Below are 18,625 nucleotides of genomic sequence, written 5' to 3'. Positions count from 1 at the left end.
CAAACATCACGCCAATAATTCTTGTTAAAAATTAATAAGACATAACATCAGCCTATTTAAATTCAGATGATAAAGATATATACCTATCTGTCTATGAAAATTGTAAAATTGGGACAAGGATCTAAATAAAAAACTCCTCAGAAACAGTAGTAAGTCCTGTTTCTGAGGAGTTCTATTTAAAACTATAATGCCCCATGAGCAAAAGCGCTACATTACAATATTTATAATTTTACCCGGCACTACAATTACCTTTTTAGGAGCACCTCCATTAAGCTGTTGTGCAGTCCTGTCATCGGCAAGAATGGTTTTCTCAATTTCTGCAGCACTCATATCCATTGGAAGTTCAATTGTAAAACGGGTTTTACCATTAAATGACACCGGATACTCTTTACTGCTTTCTACCAAATGCTCCGGATTGAACAATGGGAACGGTACTTGGGAAATACTCGTTTGGTGTCCTAATCGGTACCATAATTCTTCAGCAATATGTGGTGCATAAGGTGAAATCAAGATTGCCAGCGGTTCTAATATCGTACGCTCATGACAATTCATTGTTGTAAGCTCATTTACAGCAATCATAAAAGAACTCACTGATGTATTGAATGAGAAATTCTCAATATCATCCTGCGTTTTCCTGATCGTTCTGTGTAATGTTTTCAAAGCCTCTTTACTTGCCGGATTAGTATTCACGATAAGACCGTTATCATCAAAGTATAATTTCCATAACTTTTTAAGGAAACCCGAAACACCTGTAATACCTGCAGTATTCCAAGGTTTTGCCTGTTCTAACGGGCCAAGGAACATTTCATACAGCCTTAGTGTATCAGCACCATATTGATCGCAGATCAAATCAGGCGTTACAACATTGTATTTCGATTTCGACATTTTTTCAACTTCACGTGAAACCATGTATCTGTCGTTTTCATCCGTTAAAAACACAGCCTCAGATAAATCTTTATCTAAAGCGCTTTTTCTAAATGCTTCAATATTTAATTCATCTGTAAGCCCCTTTAATAAGGATATATCCACATTTCTTTTTATTACATCCGCAGGAGTAAAAACAATATCAAAACCTCTTGTTTCTTTATCTCCATATTTTTCAGTAACCCAATTTTCTATAGTATTAGAATTTCTTCCTGCCAGAATATTGGTATAAATTTTCTCTGAAATCATTATCGGTATACGTCCCGGTAAGTTTACATCATCTTCAGAGTTTACAACACAGTTCAATAAATAAACATGTACAAAAGCACTCATCCCCAGGATCATCCCCTGGTTAATAAGTTTCTTGAATGGCTCATCCTGATTGATAAATCCTCTGTCTTTTAAAAATTTATTCCAAAAACGGCTGTATAACAAGTGGCCTGTTGCATGCTCGCTTCCTCCAATATAAAGGTCAACGTTCTGCCAGTAAGCTTCGGCATCCTTATCTACAAAAGCATCGTTGTTAAATGGATCCATATAACGCAACCAGTACCATGAGCTGCCTGCCCATCCCGGCATTGTGTTTAATTCTAATTGGAATACATTTACTTCATCAATAAGATCGTTAGATACTACCTTATTTTCAACAATACTCCATGCCCACTCCTTAGAGTTTCCTAAGGGCGGCTGCCCATCTTCAGTAGGTAAATATTTCTCTACTTCAGGAAGGCGGATAGGTAAATATTCAGTAGCAATTAATTGCGGCATACCATTTACATAGTACACAGGGAATGGCTCACCCCAATACCTTTGGCGGCTAAATACAGCATCGCGCAAACGGTAGTTGGTTTTTCCTTTACCCTGACCTAAATCTTCTAACGATTCGATAGCTTTTTTAGTAGCCGTTTTATAATCCGATCCGTTTAAGAAATCAGAATTTTTAAGCTTTATATTTTCTTTAGAGCCATAAGCTTCCTCAGAAATATCTATGCCCTCAAATATATTTTTAATCTCAATGTCAAAATGTTTTGCAAAATCATAGTCGCGCTGATCACCAGCAGGCACAGCCATAACTGCACCTGTGCCATAACCCGCCAATACATAATCGCCTATCCATACCGGAATTGGCTCTTTTGTAAACGGATGTTCGGCATAAGCACCTGTAAACGCACCCGATATTGTTTTTACATCAGCCATACGCTCACGCTCGCTGCGTTTTGCAGTAGCCTGAACATAACTTTTTACAGCTTCCCTTTGTTCTTCTGTAGTAATTTTAGCAACGAGTTCGTGCTCTGGAGCCAGCGTCATGAATGTTACTCCAAAAATGGTATCAGGACGTGTAGTAAACACCTCGATACTATGATCACCGGTATCATCTCCGGTCAATAAAAACTCAACACTGTTTCTTTCTTCTTTAGAGTCTTTTACTTTAAAAGTAACCGATGCTCCTACCGATTTTCCTATCCAGTTACGCTGACTTTCTTTTAATGATTCGGTCCAGTCAATCGTTTCAAGTCCCTGCAATAAGCGCTCGGCATACGCCGAAATCCTCATGCTCCACTGTGTCATCTTTTTACGAATAACCGGATGGCCTCCCCTTTCGGAAACACCATTTATAATTTCGTCATTCGCCAATACTGTACCCAATGCCGGACACCAATTTACTTCGGTCTCTGCAAGGTAAGTAAGCCTGTATTTTAAGAGTATACGCTCCTGTTCTTCTTTAGTGTATCCTTTCCATTCGGCAGCAGTAAATACAGCAATATTATCATCGCTTACAGCATTTACCTTAGCGTTACCTTTAGTTTCAAAAGTTGCAATAAGTGCATCAATACTTTCGGCTTTATCAGCGTCAATATCATACCACGAATTGAACAATTCGATAAAAATCCATTGTGTCCATTTGTAATATTCAGGACTGGAAGTACGTACTTCACGATCCCAATCAAACGAAAAACCTATTTTATCCAGCTGCTCACGGTAACGTGCAATATTAGCTTCGGTAGTAACAGCAGGGTGCTGTCCTGTTTGTATAGCATACTGCTCTGCCGGAAGTCCAAAACTGTCATATCCCTGCGGATGCAGCACATTGAATCCCTGATGGCGTTTGTAACGCGCATAAATATCTGATGCTATGTAGCCCAGCGGATGGCCTACGTGCAGCCCCGCCCCCGACGGGTAAGGAAACATATCGAGTACATAATATTTTGGTTTATCAGAGCTGTCCTCTGCCATAAATGTCTTGTTCTCTGCCCAGTATTTTTGCCATCTGGCTTCAATTTCGTTTGGATTATATCTCATTTTTCTATAAAGGTTCTTAGTTGCTTTGATACTAAGGTTCTTAGATTTTATGCCCGGTTCTGTAAAAACCTCAGCTACTCATTACTTAAGAGCCTCAGCTACTCAAAGAGCACAAATTTACGCTTATTGTACGAAAGTCAAAACTTTGACCGTTATAAACTACGCTAAACAAAATACTTTATTTATTTTTACGGCTAAATTATAACCTATGGCATCATCTTTTGAAAAGTTCCAGAAAAGACGGCTCATCTCCTCTTATTTTTCTGTTGTACTGTGCATCTTTATAGTGCTGACGCTTTTGGGCGCATTAGGACTATTTGTGATCAACACCGAAAAAATATCGAGTTACGTTAAAGAGAACATACCGATGACGGTTTATTTTAAAAGAGAAGCGACCGACAGCACTATGCAGGCTTTTGGTGCACAGTTAAAAGGTGCACATTATATAAAAGATGCTGTTTATGTTTCCAAGGAAGCTGCCGCAAAAAACAACCCGGATATTGTAGGTGATTATGAAACCATGCTGGACAGCAACCCACTGTTAAACTCGTATGACATTCACTTAAAAGGCGGTTATGTACAGCCGGACAGTATCAAAAACATAGAAATTCAGTTAAGAGCCAACCCTGATGTGGGCGATGTGAGCTACGACAGTATGCTTGTAGAAATGGCAAATGATAACATTAAAAAAATAACTTTCTGGATATTAGTACTAAGTAGCATATTAGCCTTCATATCGATGCTTTTAATTAATAGCTCGCTTAGATTATCTATTTACTCCCATCGTTTTATCATCAAAACAATGCAGATGGTAGGCGCTACAAAATCGTTTATTCGTAAGCCGTTTGTATGGCGTGGTATCAAGTTAGGACTTATAGGCTCGGGCTTAGCTATCCTAGCATTAATATGGATGGTATACTATCTTGACAGCGCATTCCCTATGCTTAACATTTGGGAAGACTGGATACCAACTGCTATAGTGCTTTCCGGTGTATTGATATTTGGTATCATCATAACAACGATCAGTACATTTTTTGCAACACAGCGATTCCTGAATTTAAGAACAGACGATCTTTATTAAATTTGAGGAATAAACGAAAGACAATAAAATCATAACACTATACTTTCGACATCCCACTTTGGACGTCGAACAAAAAACAAAACAATGAAATCGAACAACGAAATAAAAACGCATTTCCTTTTTGAAAAGGTAAACTACAAACTCCTTTTAATTGGACTAGGCATAATCGCTCTTGGTTTTATATTAATGTCTGGTGGTGGCAGTGACGATCCTAAAGTATTTAGTGATGCTATTTTTGACTTTAGAAGAATAAGACTGGCTCCTACTGTAGTACTTATAGGCTTTGGATTTACCATCTATGCCATTCTTAAAAATCCTGCTGCTAAAGCTGCTGAAACTACAACCCAAGGCGAAACTTTTCCGGAAGATGCCGCAATTAAAAATTTTAAAAAGAATAATAAATAATGGATTTTTTCCACGCCATTATCCTTGCAATTATTGAAGGACTTACCGAATACCTACCTATTTCGTCTACTGCTCACATGATCTTTGCCAGTTCTTATTTTGGCATTCAGGAAGATGACTTTGTAAAACTTTTTCAGGTATCCATACAATTTGGAGCCATTCTCGCCGTAGTGGCACTGTACTGGAAAAAATTCCTTGACTTTAGTAAATTCAGTTTCTACATAAAACTGGCTTGTGCCGTAGTACCTGCACTGGTACTGGGCTATATTTTTGATGATATGATAGATGCCGTTTTGGGTGATCCTATTCCTATTGCAATCGTACTTATACTTGGCGGTGTTGTATTACTATTTATCGAGAACTTTTTTAAAAGTCCAACTGTCTATAAAGAAGAAGATATTACTATTAAAAAAGCGGTCACAATTGGTTTATGGCAGTGTCTTGCCATGATGCCGGGCACAAGCCGTGCAGCAGCTTCCATCATTGGAGGTATGCAGCAAAAGCTTACACGTGAAACCGCTGCAGAATTCTCTTTCTTCCTTGCTGTGCCTACTATGGCAGCAGTAACGGTATACTCGGTATTTTTAAAGACGTACCACCAAACCGGACTTAAAGGTTATGAACTGCTTACGCAAAACAGCGACAACATTAAAATGTTCTTACTGGGTAATGCTATCGCATTTGTTGTAGCTATAGTTGCCATTAAAGGCTTCATTGGCGTTATTAAAAAATACGGCTTCAAACCTTGGGGATGGTACAGGATCATAGCCGGTATAGCGCTTTTAGCTTATTTTGTAATTAACAAATAACAGTATCGTGACTACACCCGAAGAATTCATCGAAGGACAAGTTGTACTTATCGATAAACCGTTAACATGGAGCTCATTTCAGGCGGTAAACAAGATAAAATATGCCTTAAAAAGCTATACAGGAGTTAAAAAAATAAAAGTAGGCCACGCAGGAACGTTAGATCCATTAGCTACTGGTTTACTAATTGTATGCACTGGTAAATTCACCAAACGCATATCAGAGCTTCAGGGCATGGAGAAAGAATATACAGGTACGTTTCTCATTGGCGCTACTACTCCTTCTTATGACCTGGAAACCGAAATAAATGCTACCTTCCCTACCGAACACATTACCGAGGAACTTATCCATCAAACAGTGAAACAGTTTCTTGGCGAGATAGACCAGCAGCCTCCTGTTTTTTCTGCTATTAAAAAAGATGGAAAAAGACTATACGAACACGCTCGTGCCGGCGAAGAGGTAGAGATAGCTTTTAGAAAAACCACCATACACGAATTTGAAATTACCCGCATTGCATTACCTGAAATCGATTTCAGGGTAGTTTGCAGCAAGGGTACTTACATCCGTTCACTTGCTTTCGACTTTGGAAAAGCAATGCAGTCGGGAGCGCACTTAACGGCATTACGCCGTACGAAAATCGGCACTTACACTGTTGAAGACGCTATAACTCCTGAAGCATTTGTTGATGGCATCACTTCATAAACTTTTCTATTTACTATTGCTTTTTTGCAGCTGTTCTTTTGGACAGACCGTTTTTATTACATCTGAAAAAGAAAGACCTAAAGAAAAGAAAGAAGACAAAATCCATGATGGCAGCTATAAATTTATACAGCATGCCTTCTCCCTGTCATTTCGCGCAAATCCGGATGCTCATAAAGTAGATGAATATACCCAGGAAAAAGGATCTTGGTTTCTTCCGGATGGATTTAGCTATCACGCAGGCTATGGTACACACCTTAACCACTGGCTGGGTGTAAGCATTAATTCAGGTATAGATACAAGCCTGAATGAAAAACTGGTTGCTGTACCAGTATATGCAAGCTTTTTTCTTAATCCGCACTTTAATGAAGACAGCAGTATACTGTTTCAGGCCGGTTTTGGGCAATCTTTTGCCTTAGGGCGTGGCAACCTTAATGGTTTTTATCAAAAATACCGGCTAGGTATTATGTCGGAAGATGAAATATGCCTTTTTGTAGATCTAAGCTTTTACGGCTATTCACCACACAACATCAATCAAACTTCCACTATCAGTTTGGGTATCAGTGTGCTAAATTTCTTTTAAACTATGAAAATACTACTACTTTTCTTTTTAGGTATAACTTCACTATTTGCTCAAAACAAAGTAAATCTGCAAGATGGCGACTTGTTATTTCAGGATATGGATTGCGGCCCTCTTTGTGATGCCATAGAAGCGGTTACTGAAGGCTACAACGGTAACGATTTTAGCCATATGGGTATGGTATACCACAGAAACGATACTATATATATTATAGAGGCTGCGGGCAAAGCTGTTCGACTAAGCACATTGGAGAAATTCTCTAAGAATACCAGTAAACCGATGCCGGTAGGAAGACTGAAAAAGAAATACAAAAAACTTATTCCGGGGGCTATTAATTTTTCTTTAAAACAATTGGGGATACCTTATGATGATGAGTACGTATATAATAACGGAAGTTATTATTGCTCTGAACTAATATATGATGCCTTTAAGGTTGCTAATAAAAACAAACCCTTTTTTGCACTATTCCCGATGACTTACAAACAACCCGGAACCAATAAATTTTTTCCGGCATGGGTAGACTACTATAAAGAAATAGGCAAAACTATTCCCGAAGGACTTCCAGGCTGTAACCCTGGAGGAATGTCTACCTCTGATAAAATCGAGATGATTGGGAGTTTATAGTTAATTGCTGGAATTTGAAGCGGTCATTCCGAATCAAAAGAAGCGGAATTGAGAAATATATATTTAAGACTGGAGAGATTATCATCTACATTCCTTTAAAGACTACTATAAAACAAAAAAGCTCCAGTTTGGAGCTTTTTTGTTTTCTGCGAATGCCATATATTACATATTCTCTGCATTTTCAAGCAATGTAACAATCTCTTCCATTGTACTTAAACCTTTATCCTGCAGGTACCATTTTTGTAATTCGGTTTTTGCTTCCTGATCGATCACACCAAATTTCTCTTTGTAATCCAATATCAGCTTTAATGCTCCATGCGGTCGTGGTCCCCAGCTTCCTCTAAGAGTATGAGTGCCCTTATCAACCAATATTAATTTAGGTATAGATCTTGCTCCATTCGTTAAGAACTCATCCATAAGGGCAAGGTTTTCATCGCGAAGCACTAACTTAAGTTCAAGATTTTCTGTTTCTCCTACTATTTTATTCATCACCGGAACAATTTGCGCAGCATCACCACACCATCCTTCAGAGATCACTAAAAAGATATACTGTTTTTTAAGGTCCGCAAGCCGGTCTTTAATTTCCTGAGGCACATTTATTGTCTTATCAAGACGGTTCATGCGCACCTCATTAAGTGTACTGTAATTAAAAAGATCTTCGCTCTGTGTGTCACCGGTAGATAAACCTTCCAGTAACAACTGAGAAACATGATTCCTGTATTCAGTATACGAAAAACTGTTTGGCAGGCTGTTTTCTATTAATGAATTCATAATTGAAATTTTTATGTGCAAAAGTAATTGTAACTTTTAGTATAGCAAAAAAAACGCCATAAGGAAAAAGCTGTAATTTAGTCAGTAAATTAGATAACGAATGAAATTTGACGGAAGCACCATTGGTCTGATCCTTTCGGGCGGGGGCACAAAAGGTATAGCGCATGCAGGCGTATTGAAATTTTTTGACGAAATTGGTCTTAAACCTACACATATTGCCGGTACCAGTTCGGGTGCCATTGTGTCGTCTCTATATGCCTGGGGTAAAAAACCCGAAGAGATATTAGAATTTTTTAAATCCATTTACTTTTTCCATTGGAAACATTTTACCTTTCGTAAGGCAGGTTTTATCGATTCAGATGCCTTTAGGGATTATTTCTATTCGGTATTCAAAGATGCAACCCTTGGAGACATCCCATTTAAAATGCAGCTCACTGCTACCGATCTCGTTTCGGGTAAATTGAAGATCTTTGGTAAAGAAACTAAAATTGCCGATGCTGTTTTAGCCTCTTCAGCATTTCCCGGAGTCATCTCTCCTTATGAGATCGATGGTAAATTATATAGCGACGGAGGCATCATCAATCACTTCCCATCCGACATTTTACAGGGACGCTGTGAAAAACTCATAGGCATCTATGTAAGCCCGATTCAAAAAATAGAAGCCGGGGATCTTAAAACGATCCGGTCGGTTACTACCCGTGCCTACGATTTGCTTTCGGCCAATAATAATATGCAAAAACTAACGCTATGCGACTGGGTTATAAGCCCTGACGAACTGGCATTGTACAGCACATTTGAAACCAGCAAACTTAAAATGGATCAGATTTTTCGTATAGGTTATGAGTCTGCAAAAAAATCATATGAAGACCTGATTACATAGTATAATAGAGGTATAAAATTGTATTTCAGGAAAAACATTTATTACTATATTTGCACCAGTCAAAATATACCCTATGAAATACAAAAGAATCCTGTTAAAGCTAAGTGGCGAAGCCCTGATGGGCGACAGGCAATATGGCATTGATCCTAAAAGACTTGCCGAATATGCTGATGAGATTAAGCAAATACACGCAAAAGGTGTACAAATTGCAATTGTGATAGGGGGCGGTAATATTTTTAGAGGTGTTGCCGGTGCCAGCAATGGTATGGACAGGGTTCAGGGAGATTACATGGGTATGCTAGCTACCGTAATAAACGGAATGGCTTTACAGGGCGCCCTTGAAGATGCCGGTTTACCTACCAGACTGCAGACAGCGCTTAAAATTGAAGCAATTGCTGAACCTTATATCAAAAGAAGAGCAGTACGCCACCTTGAGAAAGGAAGGATCGTGATTTTTGGTGCAGGAACAGGTAATCCTTACTTTACTACAGATACCGCTGCCGTATTGAGAGGTGTAGAGGTAAATGCTGATGTAATCCTAAAAGGTACACGCGTTGACGGTATTTATACTGCTGACCCTGAAAAAGATCCAACAGCTGTAAAATATGACACTCTTACATTTAATGATGTACTTAAAAAAGGTCTTAATGTAATGGATACTACTGCCTTTACACTAAGTCAGGAAAATGAACTGCCTATTATTGTTTTTGATATGAACAAAGAAGGTAACCTGGCAAGAGTATGTGACGGAGAAGTAGTAGGAACTACTGTAAACGTTTAATTTTTAAAAGAATAAGAATTACACCATGGAAGAAATAGATTTTATTTTAGATAGCACAAAAGAGTCGATGAGCGGCTCTGTAGCACACCTTGAAAAAGAATTTCTAAACATCCGTGCCGGTAAGGCAAGCCCTGCAATGCTGGGCAGTGTTAAGGTAGATTACTATGGCGCTCAAACACCACTTTCTCAAATAGCAAACATTAGTGTTCCTGATGCAAGAACTATTACGGTTCAGCCATGGGAGAAAAACATGCTGCACACTATAGAGAAAGCGATCATGATTGCTAATCTTGGTTTTAACCCAATGAACAATGGTGACATCATTATCATCAACGTACCACCGCTTACAGAAGAGCGCAGGAAAGATTTGGCAAAACAGGCTAAAGTAGAAGCAGAAGATGCTAAAATCGGTATTAGAAATGCCCGTAAAGATGCTAATACTGAAATAAAAAAATTAGAAAAAGACGGTATGTCTGAAGATGTTTGTAAAAGCGCTGAAGACGAAGTACAGGAACTTACTAATAATTACATTAAAAAAATTGATGAACTTCTTGCACACAAAGAAGTTGAAATCATGAAAGTATAATTGAATCCGCCCTTGTGGCGGATTTTTTATTTATACACTATCTTTGTCGTAACAAATTATCATATCTTTCGTTTAGTTATAAAGACTCTATGAGAATCCTTACATTTTTGTTCTTTCTTTTATCCTACACATGCGTGGCGCAGACAGCCATTACAGGTGTTGTGAAAGACGGCAAAAATAATGAGGTATTACCTTTTGCCACCATCATTCAGCAAAATGGGAAAAGTATGATTACTGACTTTGACGGTAAATTTGTACTGGAAAACGCCATCCTCCACGAAATTTTTACGGTAAGCTACATTGGCTATGAGAACCGTTCGCTTAAAATTACTCCCGGCAGGCATTTCTATACTGTTTACCTGGAACCACAGTCAAAAATCCTGAATGAAATTATCATTAATGGTGAAAATCCTGCAAATGAAATTATTGGCAAAGCTATACGCCGTAAATCTATTAACGATCCGCAGAAAAAACTAAACAGCTTTAGCTATAAAAGCTATGAGAAACTTGTAGTAACCGCCAATCCTGATTCTATATCAGGTGCGCTCGATTCTATATTTGCCTACGAAAAAGCAGGCCGCCTGTTTAAAAAGATAGACTCTACCGATTATAAGTTCAAAAAGCTTGTTGAAAAAAGGCACATCTATCAAACAGAAAAAATATCCGAGTTCATGTTTAACCGAGGACAAGGGCTTAAAGAAAACATACTTGCATCAAGAATGGCAGGTTTTAAGCAGCCTTTGTATGAGTTAATGGGACTCAAACTACAGTCCTACTCCACTTATACAGATCACATAGACCTCATAGAAACAAAATATGCAGGCCCTTTGGCCATTGATGCCTTTACCGAATACAACTATAAAATACTTGATACCGTTTCTATAGATAACCGAAGTGTTTATATGGTTCATTTTTCGCCAAAGCGAAAAAGAAAAAAGAAAAAACTGGAAGGTGTTTTATATATTGACACTATCTCTTATGGTGTAGCTAAAGCGGTTTTCAGAGTGAGTAATGTGCTCAATATTACCTCAACCCATTTCTTTAAATACGTAGATGACAAAGGTATTTGGTTTCCCGATAGAAAAACCCTTAAAATTGTAAAAGGCAATAACAAGCAGGATATTAAAATACTGGGAGAAACCATAAAATTTGATGCTGTAAACAGTCAGAAAAGAGAAAATGAACCATCAGACCTTATCTACCTTTATTCTGAATCAGCAAATTTTGATACGAAGTTTGATATCCCTATAACGGTAAGGCGTTCCTCTGTAGCAATCGAAATAAATAAGAACGCTATTAACAGGCCTGAAAGTTATTGGAATAACTTCCGTACTGATACACTCGATACCCGCAGCATTACTACCTATACAGCTATGGATAGCCTGGTGGCTAAAGATAACTTGGAACAAATTGTTATTAAAGGACGACGCATTATTAATGGCTATTATCCCCTAGGTCCTGTAGACATCGAGTTGCAGCAACTTATTAAATACAACAACTACGAAGGCTTTAGACCCGGACTGGGACTAATAACTAACAATAAATTTGCCGAAACAATCAGGTTAAGCGGCTATGGTGCTTATGGAACAAAAGATGGTCAGTTTAAGTACAATTTCGGAGCTGCAGTAAGAATAGGTAATTTCACTAACTCGTGGGTGGGAGGCTCTTATACTGATGACGTAAGCGAAATTGCAAGCACTTCGTTTGCCACAGATAAAAAGGTCTTTAAAATTTATGATCCTCGACCTATTAACCTTTCTACTTTTTACAACCATCAAACCTATCAAGCCTACATACAAACCAAAATAATACCCCGAACCGAGAGTATGTGGCAGCTAACCCGCAGTCGTATTGACCCAAAATTCGGTTATACTTTTAATCCGTTTGGTCAGTCTTACAACCTATTTTATCTTACTATGGCATCGGTATCCATTCAATGGAATCCTTTTAGCGATTTTATGCAGACACCAATAGGAAGAATAGAAACCGAAAAACGTTTCCCTAAATTTGCATTTCAATATACACAGTCTATCTCTAATGTACTGAATAGTGATTTTACCTTTGGTAAATTTGACTTTAGAGCCGACTATGAAAAACAATACCTTAACGGACATAAAACATCGGCACTTATCCAAACAGGAGTAGCTATGGGTAACACACCCCTTACCCATCTATACAGTACATCGCCAAACAACCTTAATAAAGATGCGATACTAAGGCGTGTCACTTTTGCCGGAAAAAACAGTTTTGAAACCATGTATTTCAATGAGTTCTTTTCCAGCCAATACATTATGGTTCAAATAAAACACGGCATCGGTAAATTCACCATAATCGATAAAATTAAAGTAGCACCAGTGTTAGTTACCAGAGCAGTATGGGGCAATATGCGCGACAAAGCCGAACACCAGGGTATTAACTTTAACACCTTGGAAAAAGGGTATTATGAAAGTGGTATTGAGCTTAATGAAATTTATAGCATTATAGGAATTACAGCCTTTTACCGTTATGGCCCTTACCAACTGCCGGGATTTGACAAGAACATATCGATAAAAATATCGTTTGTCATTAATTTATTTTAAAAATTAAGGCATTTAGTCTAATTCTTATCCAAAACACATTTTACTTCTTTGCGCTTTTTATTACATTTGCAGGCATTTGTATCCTGCAAAGAAAAAGGATGCGTACTTATCTTCAATAAACAAGATTAAATTTTAAAAAATGAAACACACAAAAGTTAAAGACCTGCTTAACAGCGCGAAGCCTGTTGATGATGTATTAGTAAAAGGATGGGTAAGAACTTTTAGGAATAATCAGTTTATAGCCCTGAATGACGGATCTACTATAAATAATATTCAGTGTGTTGTTGATTTTGAAAATACGCCTGCCGAAACATTAAAACGCATTACAACCGGTGCTGCCGTAGCTGTTAAAGGAAATTTGACAGAAAGCAAAGGTGCCGGACAAAAATATGAAGTACAGGTTACAAGCCTTGAAATTTTAGGAGATTCAGATCCTGAAAAATTCCCAATGCAGCCTAAAAAACACTCTCTTGAATTCTTAAGAGAAAATGCCCACCTTCGTGTGCGTACTAATGTATTTGGTGCTGTAATGAGAGTACGTTCGGTACTTTCATTTGCAATACACCAATACTTTCAGGAAAAAGGATTTGTATATGTAAATACACCTATCATTACAGGAAGTGATGCAGAGGGTGCAGGCGAAATGTTCCAGGTAACATCGCTGCCTCTAAACAATGCTCCTTTAAACGAAGAAGGCAAAATAGACTACAAACAGGATTTCTTCGGAAAAGAGACTAACCTTACTGTATCAGGACAGCTTGAAGGGGAGACTTTTGCAATGGCTTTGGGCCAGATATATACATTCGGACCAACATTCCGTGCAGAAAACTCTAACACGTCACGCCACCTTGCAGAATTCTGGATGGTAGAGCCGGAGGTTGCTTTTAATGATCTTGATGCCAACATGGATCTTGCTGAAGATTTTATCCAATATGTTATTAAGTATACAATGGAAAGATGCAAAGACGATCTAGCATTCCTTGACCAGCGTTTAACAGACGAAGAAAAAACAAAACCTACAGCAGAGCGCAGCGAGATGTCACTTTTAGAGAAACTTCAGTTTGTACTGGAAAACAACTTTAAGCGTGTTAGCTATACTGAAGCGATCGATATCCTTAAAAACTCTAAGCCAAATAAGAATAAAAAATTCAACTATATCATAGAAGAATGGGGAGCTGACCTTCAGAGTGAGCACGAGCGTTTTCTTGTAGAGAAACACTTTAAATGCCCGGTAATTCTTTTTGATTATCCTGCAAACATTAAAGCATTCTATATGAGGCTTAATGAAGACAACAAAACCGTTCGCGCTATGGACATACTTTTCCCTGGAATTGGAGAGATTGTAGGTGGGTCACAAAGAGAAGAGCGTCTTGATGTACTTCAGCAAAAAATTGCAGAACTGGGCATCGACGAAAAAGAACTATGGTGGTATCTTGATACCCGTCGTTTTGGGACTGCTGTACACAGTGGATTCGGACTTGGTTTCGAGCGTCTTGTTCTTTTCGTAACCGGAATGACAAACATCCGTGATGTGATTCCTTTCCCAAGAACACCACAAAATGCTGAGTTTTAATTTACATCCTCACAATATTAAAAAGGCATTACAGTTTAAATTGTAATGCCTTTTTGCTTATTTTTAAATCCGAAAGTTTTCATGAAAACCGCAAACTATACGAGGTTTGAAACTTCCTGTCCGATAAAATTTTAACAGAGAACGCTTTCCACAAAAACTGTACCTCTTCTTTTATAATTATTATTTTTATGTAAAAGCACGCGCTTTGTAAACTGTGTTTTTTGTATCTTTATCCTATAAAACGTCCATTTTTATTATGCTCAAGCAGAATTTACAATTAAAGTTATCCCAGAAATTATCCCCGCAGCAAATCCAGCTTATGAAGCTGATCCAATTGCCTACGCAGGCTTTTGAACAGCGCCTTAAAGAAGAAATGGTAGAGAATCCTGCCCTTGAAACAGGTAAGGAAGATGAGTATGAAAAAGATGAATATGATACTACCGAGGATTTTGATGACTATGATGACTATGATAACGAAAGAATAGATACTGACGAGATTAACATAGACGAATACCTTAGCGACGACGAGATTCCGGGTTATAAAACCCAGGCTAATAACTATAGCGATGACGACGAAGACAGGAGTATGCCTTTTGCTGCATCTGTGAGTTTCCACCAAAGCCTTATCGATCAGCTAAACACATTTATTCTTAGTGATGAAGAAAGGGAAATTGCCGAATTTCTTGTAGGCAGCATCGATGATATGGGATACATCCGTCGTAGCATCCCTGACATTGTAGATGATATGGCATTTACCCAAGGTATTTATACCGATGAGAAAACTACCGAGAACATCCTGCACATCATTCATCAACTGGAGCCATCCGGTGTAGGAGCACGTGACCTGCAGGAATGCCTGTTACTGCAGTTAAAACACAAAACACCAACAAGTTCTATAGAACTTGCCATAAATATACTAGAGAATCAGTTTGATGCCTTTACTAAAAAACATTACGACAAACTGCTTCAGAAATATGACATCTCTCAGGAACAACTGCGCAATGCAATAGACGAAATCGAAAGGCTTAACCCGAAACCGGGTGGTGCTTATGAAAGCAACAGCTCTAAAGCAGTAGAACACGTTGTTCCCGATTTTGCTATTAAGATCGTAGACGGCGAACTGGAACTTTCCCTGAACGGAAGAAATGCTCCCGAACTCCATGTCTCTAAAGATTATCAGGAAATGCTGCAAACCTATAAGGATTCCCGTGATAAATCGAACTCTCAAAAAGACGCTGTACAGTTTATAAAACAAAAACTGGATTCGGCAAAATGGTTTATTGATGCGATCAGACAACGTCAGGAAACCCTGTATGTAACTATGAATGCTATTATGCACTATCAGGAAGAATATTTCCTTGATGGCGATGAGTCCAAACTACGCCCGATGATCCTTAAAGATATTGCAGACACAATAGGTCTTGACATATCTACCGTTTCGCGTGTAGCAAACAGTAAATATGTAGAAACACCTTATGGCACAAAGCTGATCAAGGAGTTTTTCTCTGAAGCCATGAAAAATGACCAAGGTGAAGACGTTTCGACTATCGAAATTAAAAAAATACTGGAGACTGTAATTGAAGATGAAGATAAAAGAAAACCATTACCAGACGATAAACTGGCTGAAATATTAAAAGAAAAAGGCTATCCTATTGCCCGTAGAACGATTGCAAAATACCGCGAGCAGCTGGATATTCCTGTTGCCAGGATGAGAAAGAAAATATAATACCTGCATGAAAAAATTTCTTGCCTTCTTTTCTTATATTTTTCATCCGATCTTTATACCGGTGTATGCCACGCTATTTTATTTTTTAATAGCCAACAGTTTTTTTTATAAGCACGAAATCTATCTTACTTTTATACAGGTACTGATACTTACTGTATTGTTACCCTTATCATTATTCTACCTGCTTCGCTCCTTAGGTTTCTTAAAATCTAATATGAACGAATCTAAAGAGCGAAGACTCCCGTTAGCCATATACTCATTATTATTACTGGCACTTATAAAATACAGTCTTTCAATAGTAGTGATCCCTGAACTCTATTATTACTTTTTAGGCACACTTATAAGTACTGTAGTTGCTTTGGCCTTGTTATTAACAGGGCATAAAGCCAGTCTTCACATGATTGCTATCTCTTCGTTTACGCTGTTTATAATAAGTATCTCTGCTTATTATCACATACGATTTTTAAACGTAATTGCCTTCTTTATTATATGCTCAGGATTAGTAGCTTCATCAAGGCTTCAGGCAAAAAACAATTCGGTGGGTGAAGTAATTCTAGGAACTCTAATAGGTATCATTCCCCAAGTTGGTCTTTGGTTTCTATGGTTACTGCCATCTGTTTAAATCCTAAATATACAGCGCAACTATCGCGTTAATTAAACGTTAAACCCTCCTGTTGCCATGTCCTGCTCAGATGCCACACAACAAAACCGTAAGAAATATTTTAAATTATTTTTAACAAAAACCCCGCTATTGTCAGCTCTACTGTAATTATTCAGTTTTTGAATGTTTACTGTTTATTGTATTTTTAAAAATTATAATTCAATTTTTACAGCATGAACACACTAATAAAAAGCACTATTAAAAAAGCAGTTATACTTCCGGTACTGCTTCTTTTACTAACCGCTACGGGATGCAGCGATGACGACGGAGGAAAAACAAACACCAATCCATCTACAGAACGTTACCTAACCTGCAAAATAAACGGACAAGAACGCAACTTCAGTTACAGAGTAAGTGCCAATGATCCCCCTTCTGAAGATATTATCCATTTTGTGAGTATTGGCGGGCATGAAGCAGAAGATTTGAATTCCCCTGGATTTGGTTTCGATCTTATCTCAGAAGAAGGTGCTGCCGTGGGCACAACCTATACTGCTCCAAGCTCTGAATTACATGGTAACTTTACATACAGAATGTTGATAGCAACGGAAACGTTACAGGAACTACCAGCTACTCCGGGAATGGATATGATGGAACGGGTTTTACTTTAAACATCACCAAACTTGACTATTATGGTGTAGAAGGAACATTTTCGGGTGTGCTGCAACTAATTCCCGATGGTGAATTCGTTACCGTTACCGATGGCAAATTCTCTGCTCCCTATAACTACAGAAATTAATTATTTAAAAATTTATCTATATTCAAAAAGGCTTTATACCGTGGTATAAAGCCTTTTTGAATTTTATCAGGAACCATACTTGTTATTTTTTAAGCTGAGCCAGTATAGCTTCTCCCACTCCTTTAGCCGATTGTGGATTCTGCCCTGTTACTACTCTATTGTCTACAGTTACGTGAACCTGCCATAAACCTGATTTTTCAAATTTGGCTCCATGTTTAATTAGTCCATCTTCCAAAAGAAAAGGCACTACCTTTGTAAGTCCTACAGCCTCTTCTTCTTCATTGGTAAATGCATTTATTTTTTTTCCATCTACCAGATATTTGCCATTAGATAGTTTAATATTTACAAGTCCCGCAGGACCGTGGCATACTGCGCCTACGATTCCTCCTTTTTCATAAATAGTTGCTGCAATTTGCTGTAGTGCTGTATTATCTGCAAAATCCCACATAGCACCATGTCCACCGGCATAATATATAGCAGCATAATCGCCCGCCTTAACTTCAGACGGCTTTAAAGTATTCTCGATTTTTTTATGGTATTCTGCATTTTCCCAAAATTTCTTGTTTACGGGATCAGTAAGATCAAAACCATCTACGGGTGCTTTCCCTCCTTTAGGACTCACAAAATCGATTACATATCCTGCATCATGAAGCACTTCCCATGGGTGTGCAGCTTCTCCAAGATAAAATCCGGTTGGTTCTCCGGTACTTCCTTTTTTGTCATGGCTTGTTACCACAAACAGAATCTTCTTTTCCATATTCTTTGCTTTTTTAGTTTGTGCTGCTGCTCCAAATGGCATCGCCGACACAAACGAGATAAGTACAATTACTATTATTTTTCCTAAACTATTTTTCATGATTTTGTATTGAAAATTACTATGCAAAATTCTGAAGAATAAGAACGCCTGCACA

Annotated in this window: 16 protein-coding genes and 1 pseudogene; 14 read left to right on the top strand and 3 right to left on the bottom strand. The window is 38.1% G+C overall.

Features of this window, described 5'->3' with window-relative positions:
• Positions 1-207 precede the first annotated feature (207 nt).
• Complete coding sequence (locus EPI11_RS00885; RefSeq protein WP_128388072.1) at positions 208-3,225, bottom strand: leucine--tRNA ligase; 3,018 nt, start codon at positions 3,223-3,225, stop codon at positions 208-210.
• Positions 3,226-3,433: 208 nt separating this feature from the next.
• Between EPI11_RS00885 and EPI11_RS00880 the strand changes: the two genes are divergently transcribed.
• The 6 genes and pseudogenes from EPI11_RS00880 (at position 3,434) to EPI11_RS00855 (ending at position 7,421) form a co-directional block, all read left to right on the top strand.
• Positions 3,434-4,306 carry a cell division protein FtsX gene (locus EPI11_RS00880; protein WP_128388071.1) on the top strand — a complete coding sequence of 291 codons (873 nt, stop codon included), beginning with the start codon at positions 3,434-3,436 and terminating at the stop codon, positions 4,304-4,306.
• Between the two features lie 84 nt (positions 4,307-4,390).
• Positions 4,391-4,624 (top strand): annotated as a pseudogene (locus EPI11_RS00875) (DUF3098 domain-containing protein); the annotation flags it as partial.
• An 86-nt stretch (positions 4,625-4,710) separates the two neighbouring features.
• Positions 4,711-5,520, top strand: a complete 810-nt coding sequence (locus EPI11_RS00870) for an undecaprenyl-diphosphate phosphatase (protein ID WP_128388069.1) — start codon at positions 4,711-4,713, stop codon at positions 5,518-5,520.
• Between the two features lie 4 nt (positions 5,521-5,524).
• Complete coding sequence (gene truB, locus EPI11_RS00865; RefSeq protein ID WP_164879101.1) at positions 5,525-6,220, top strand: tRNA pseudouridine(55) synthase TruB; 696 nt, start codon at positions 5,525-5,527, stop codon at positions 6,218-6,220.
• A complete protein-coding gene (locus EPI11_RS00860) occupies positions 6,204-6,800 on the top strand; it encodes a hypothetical protein (protein ID WP_128388067.1) in 597 nt (198 codons plus the stop codon). The genes truB and EPI11_RS00860 overlap by 17 nt, the downstream gene beginning before the upstream one ends.
• A gap of 3 nt (positions 6,801-6,803) precedes the next feature.
• The gene (locus tag EPI11_RS00855; protein WP_128388066.1) at positions 6,804-7,421 is read left to right on the top strand and encodes a YiiX/YebB-like N1pC/P60 family cysteine hydrolase; all 618 of its coding nucleotides are present in this window, start codon (positions 6,804-6,806) and stop codon (positions 7,419-7,421) included.
• A 162-nt stretch (positions 7,422-7,583) separates the two neighbouring features.
• On the opposite strand, the gene EPI11_RS00850 is transcribed toward EPI11_RS00855, so the two are convergent.
• Positions 7,584-8,192, bottom strand: coding sequence for a thioredoxin family protein (locus EPI11_RS00850; protein ID WP_128388065.1), 609 nt, complete (start codon positions 8,190-8,192; stop codon positions 7,584-7,586).
• Positions 8,193-8,292: 100 nt separating this feature from the next.
• Here EPI11_RS00850 and EPI11_RS00845 point away from each other — a divergent pair, with 100 nt between their 5' ends.
• The 8 genes from EPI11_RS00845 (at position 8,293) to EPI11_RS00810 (ending at position 17,586) form a co-directional block, all read left to right on the top strand.
• Positions 8,293-9,072 (top strand): patatin-like phospholipase family protein, encoded by a 780-nt coding sequence (locus tag EPI11_RS00845; RefSeq protein ID WP_128388064.1) that lies wholly within the window; start codon positions 8,293-8,295, stop codon positions 9,070-9,072.
• Positions 9,073-9,145: 73 nt separating this feature from the next.
• Positions 9,146-9,853 (top strand): UMP kinase, encoded by a 708-nt coding sequence (gene pyrH, locus EPI11_RS00840; RefSeq protein WP_128388063.1) that lies wholly within the window; start codon positions 9,146-9,148, stop codon positions 9,851-9,853.
• 25 nt (positions 9,854-9,878) lie between these two features.
• Positions 9,879-10,439 (top strand): ribosome recycling factor, encoded by a 561-nt coding sequence (gene frr, locus EPI11_RS00835; protein WP_128388062.1) that lies wholly within the window; start codon positions 9,879-9,881, stop codon positions 10,437-10,439.
• 89 nt (positions 10,440-10,528) lie between these two features.
• Positions 10,529-13,018, top strand: coding sequence for a DUF5686 family protein (locus EPI11_RS00830; protein ID WP_128388061.1), 2,490 nt, complete (start codon positions 10,529-10,531; stop codon positions 13,016-13,018).
• A 139-nt stretch (positions 13,019-13,157) separates the two neighbouring features.
• A complete protein-coding gene (asnS, locus tag EPI11_RS00825) occupies positions 13,158-14,591 on the top strand; it encodes an asparagine--tRNA ligase (protein WP_128388060.1) in 1,434 nt (477 codons plus the stop codon).
• A 256-nt stretch (positions 14,592-14,847) separates the two neighbouring features.
• Positions 14,848-16,317, top strand: coding sequence for an RNA polymerase factor sigma-54 (gene rpoN, locus EPI11_RS00820; protein WP_128388059.1), 1,470 nt, complete (start codon positions 14,848-14,850; stop codon positions 16,315-16,317).
• Positions 16,318-16,324: 7 nt separating this feature from the next.
• On the top strand, positions 16,325-16,939 hold the full coding sequence (locus EPI11_RS00815; protein WP_128388058.1) for a hypothetical protein: 615 nt from the start codon (positions 16,325-16,327) through the stop codon (positions 16,937-16,939).
• Between the two features lie 212 nt (positions 16,940-17,151).
• Entirely contained in the window at positions 17,152-17,586 is a 435-nt protein-coding gene (locus tag EPI11_RS00810; protein WP_128388057.1) for a hypothetical protein, read from the top strand.
• 210 nt (positions 17,587-17,796) lie between these two features.
• Here the strand turns inward: EPI11_RS00810 and EPI11_RS00805 are convergent, their stop codons facing one another.
• Positions 17,797-18,570 (bottom strand): type 1 glutamine amidotransferase domain-containing protein, encoded by a 774-nt coding sequence (locus EPI11_RS00805; RefSeq protein ID WP_241657558.1) that lies wholly within the window; start codon positions 18,568-18,570, stop codon positions 17,797-17,799.
• Between the last annotated feature and the right edge of the window lie 55 nt (positions 18,571-18,625).

It is taken from the genome of Flavobacterium cerinum (genome assembly GCF_004028155.1).
Taxonomy (GTDB): domain Bacteria; phylum Bacteroidota; class Bacteroidia; order Flavobacteriales; family Flavobacteriaceae; genus Flavobacterium; species Flavobacterium cerinum.
This window is presented reverse-complemented; position numbering and strand designations above follow the sequence as displayed.

Excerpts from the sequence above, each read along its gene's own strand:
- EPI11_RS00855 (WP_128388066.1), top strand. The coding sequence starts at position 6,804 with ATGAAAATACTACTACTTTTCTTTTTAGGTATAACTTCACTATTTGCT.
- asnS (WP_128388060.1), top strand. The coding sequence starts at position 13,158 with ATGAAACACACAAAAGTTAAAGACCTGCTTAACAGCGCGAAGCCTGTT.
- EPI11_RS00805 (WP_241657558.1), bottom strand. The coding sequence starts at position 18,570 with ATGAAAAATAGTTTAGGAAAAATAATAGTAATTGTACTTATCTCGTTT.
- EPI11_RS00810 (WP_128388057.1), top strand. The coding sequence starts at position 17,152 with ATGAACACACTAATAAAAAGCACTATTAAAAAAGCAGTTATACTTCCG.
- EPI11_RS00850 (WP_128388065.1), bottom strand. The coding sequence starts at position 8,192 with ATGAATTCATTAATAGAAAACAGCCTGCCAAACAGTTTTTCGTATACT.
- EPI11_RS00815 (WP_128388058.1), top strand. The coding sequence starts at position 16,325 with ATGAAAAAATTTCTTGCCTTCTTTTCTTATATTTTTCATCCGATCTTT.
- EPI11_RS00870 (WP_128388069.1), top strand. The coding sequence starts at position 4,711 with ATGGATTTTTTCCACGCCATTATCCTTGCAATTATTGAAGGACTTACC.
- EPI11_RS00880 (WP_128388071.1), top strand. The coding sequence starts at position 3,434 with ATGGCATCATCTTTTGAAAAGTTCCAGAAAAGACGGCTCATCTCCTCT.
- EPI11_RS00845 (WP_128388064.1), top strand. The coding sequence starts at position 8,293 with ATGAAATTTGACGGAAGCACCATTGGTCTGATCCTTTCGGGCGGGGGC.
- EPI11_RS00885 (WP_128388072.1), bottom strand. The coding sequence starts at position 3,225 with ATGAGATATAATCCAAACGAAATTGAAGCCAGATGGCAAAAATACTGG.
- frr (WP_128388062.1), top strand. The coding sequence starts at position 9,879 with ATGGAAGAAATAGATTTTATTTTAGATAGCACAAAAGAGTCGATGAGC.
- rpoN (WP_128388059.1), top strand. The coding sequence starts at position 14,848 with ATGCTCAAGCAGAATTTACAATTAAAGTTATCCCAGAAATTATCCCCG.
- EPI11_RS00830 (WP_128388061.1), top strand. The coding sequence starts at position 10,529 with ATGAGAATCCTTACATTTTTGTTCTTTCTTTTATCCTACACATGCGTG.
- EPI11_RS00860 (WP_128388067.1), top strand. The coding sequence starts at position 6,204 with ATGGCATCACTTCATAAACTTTTCTATTTACTATTGCTTTTTTGCAGC.
- pyrH (WP_128388063.1), top strand. The coding sequence starts at position 9,146 with ATGAAATACAAAAGAATCCTGTTAAAGCTAAGTGGCGAAGCCCTGATG.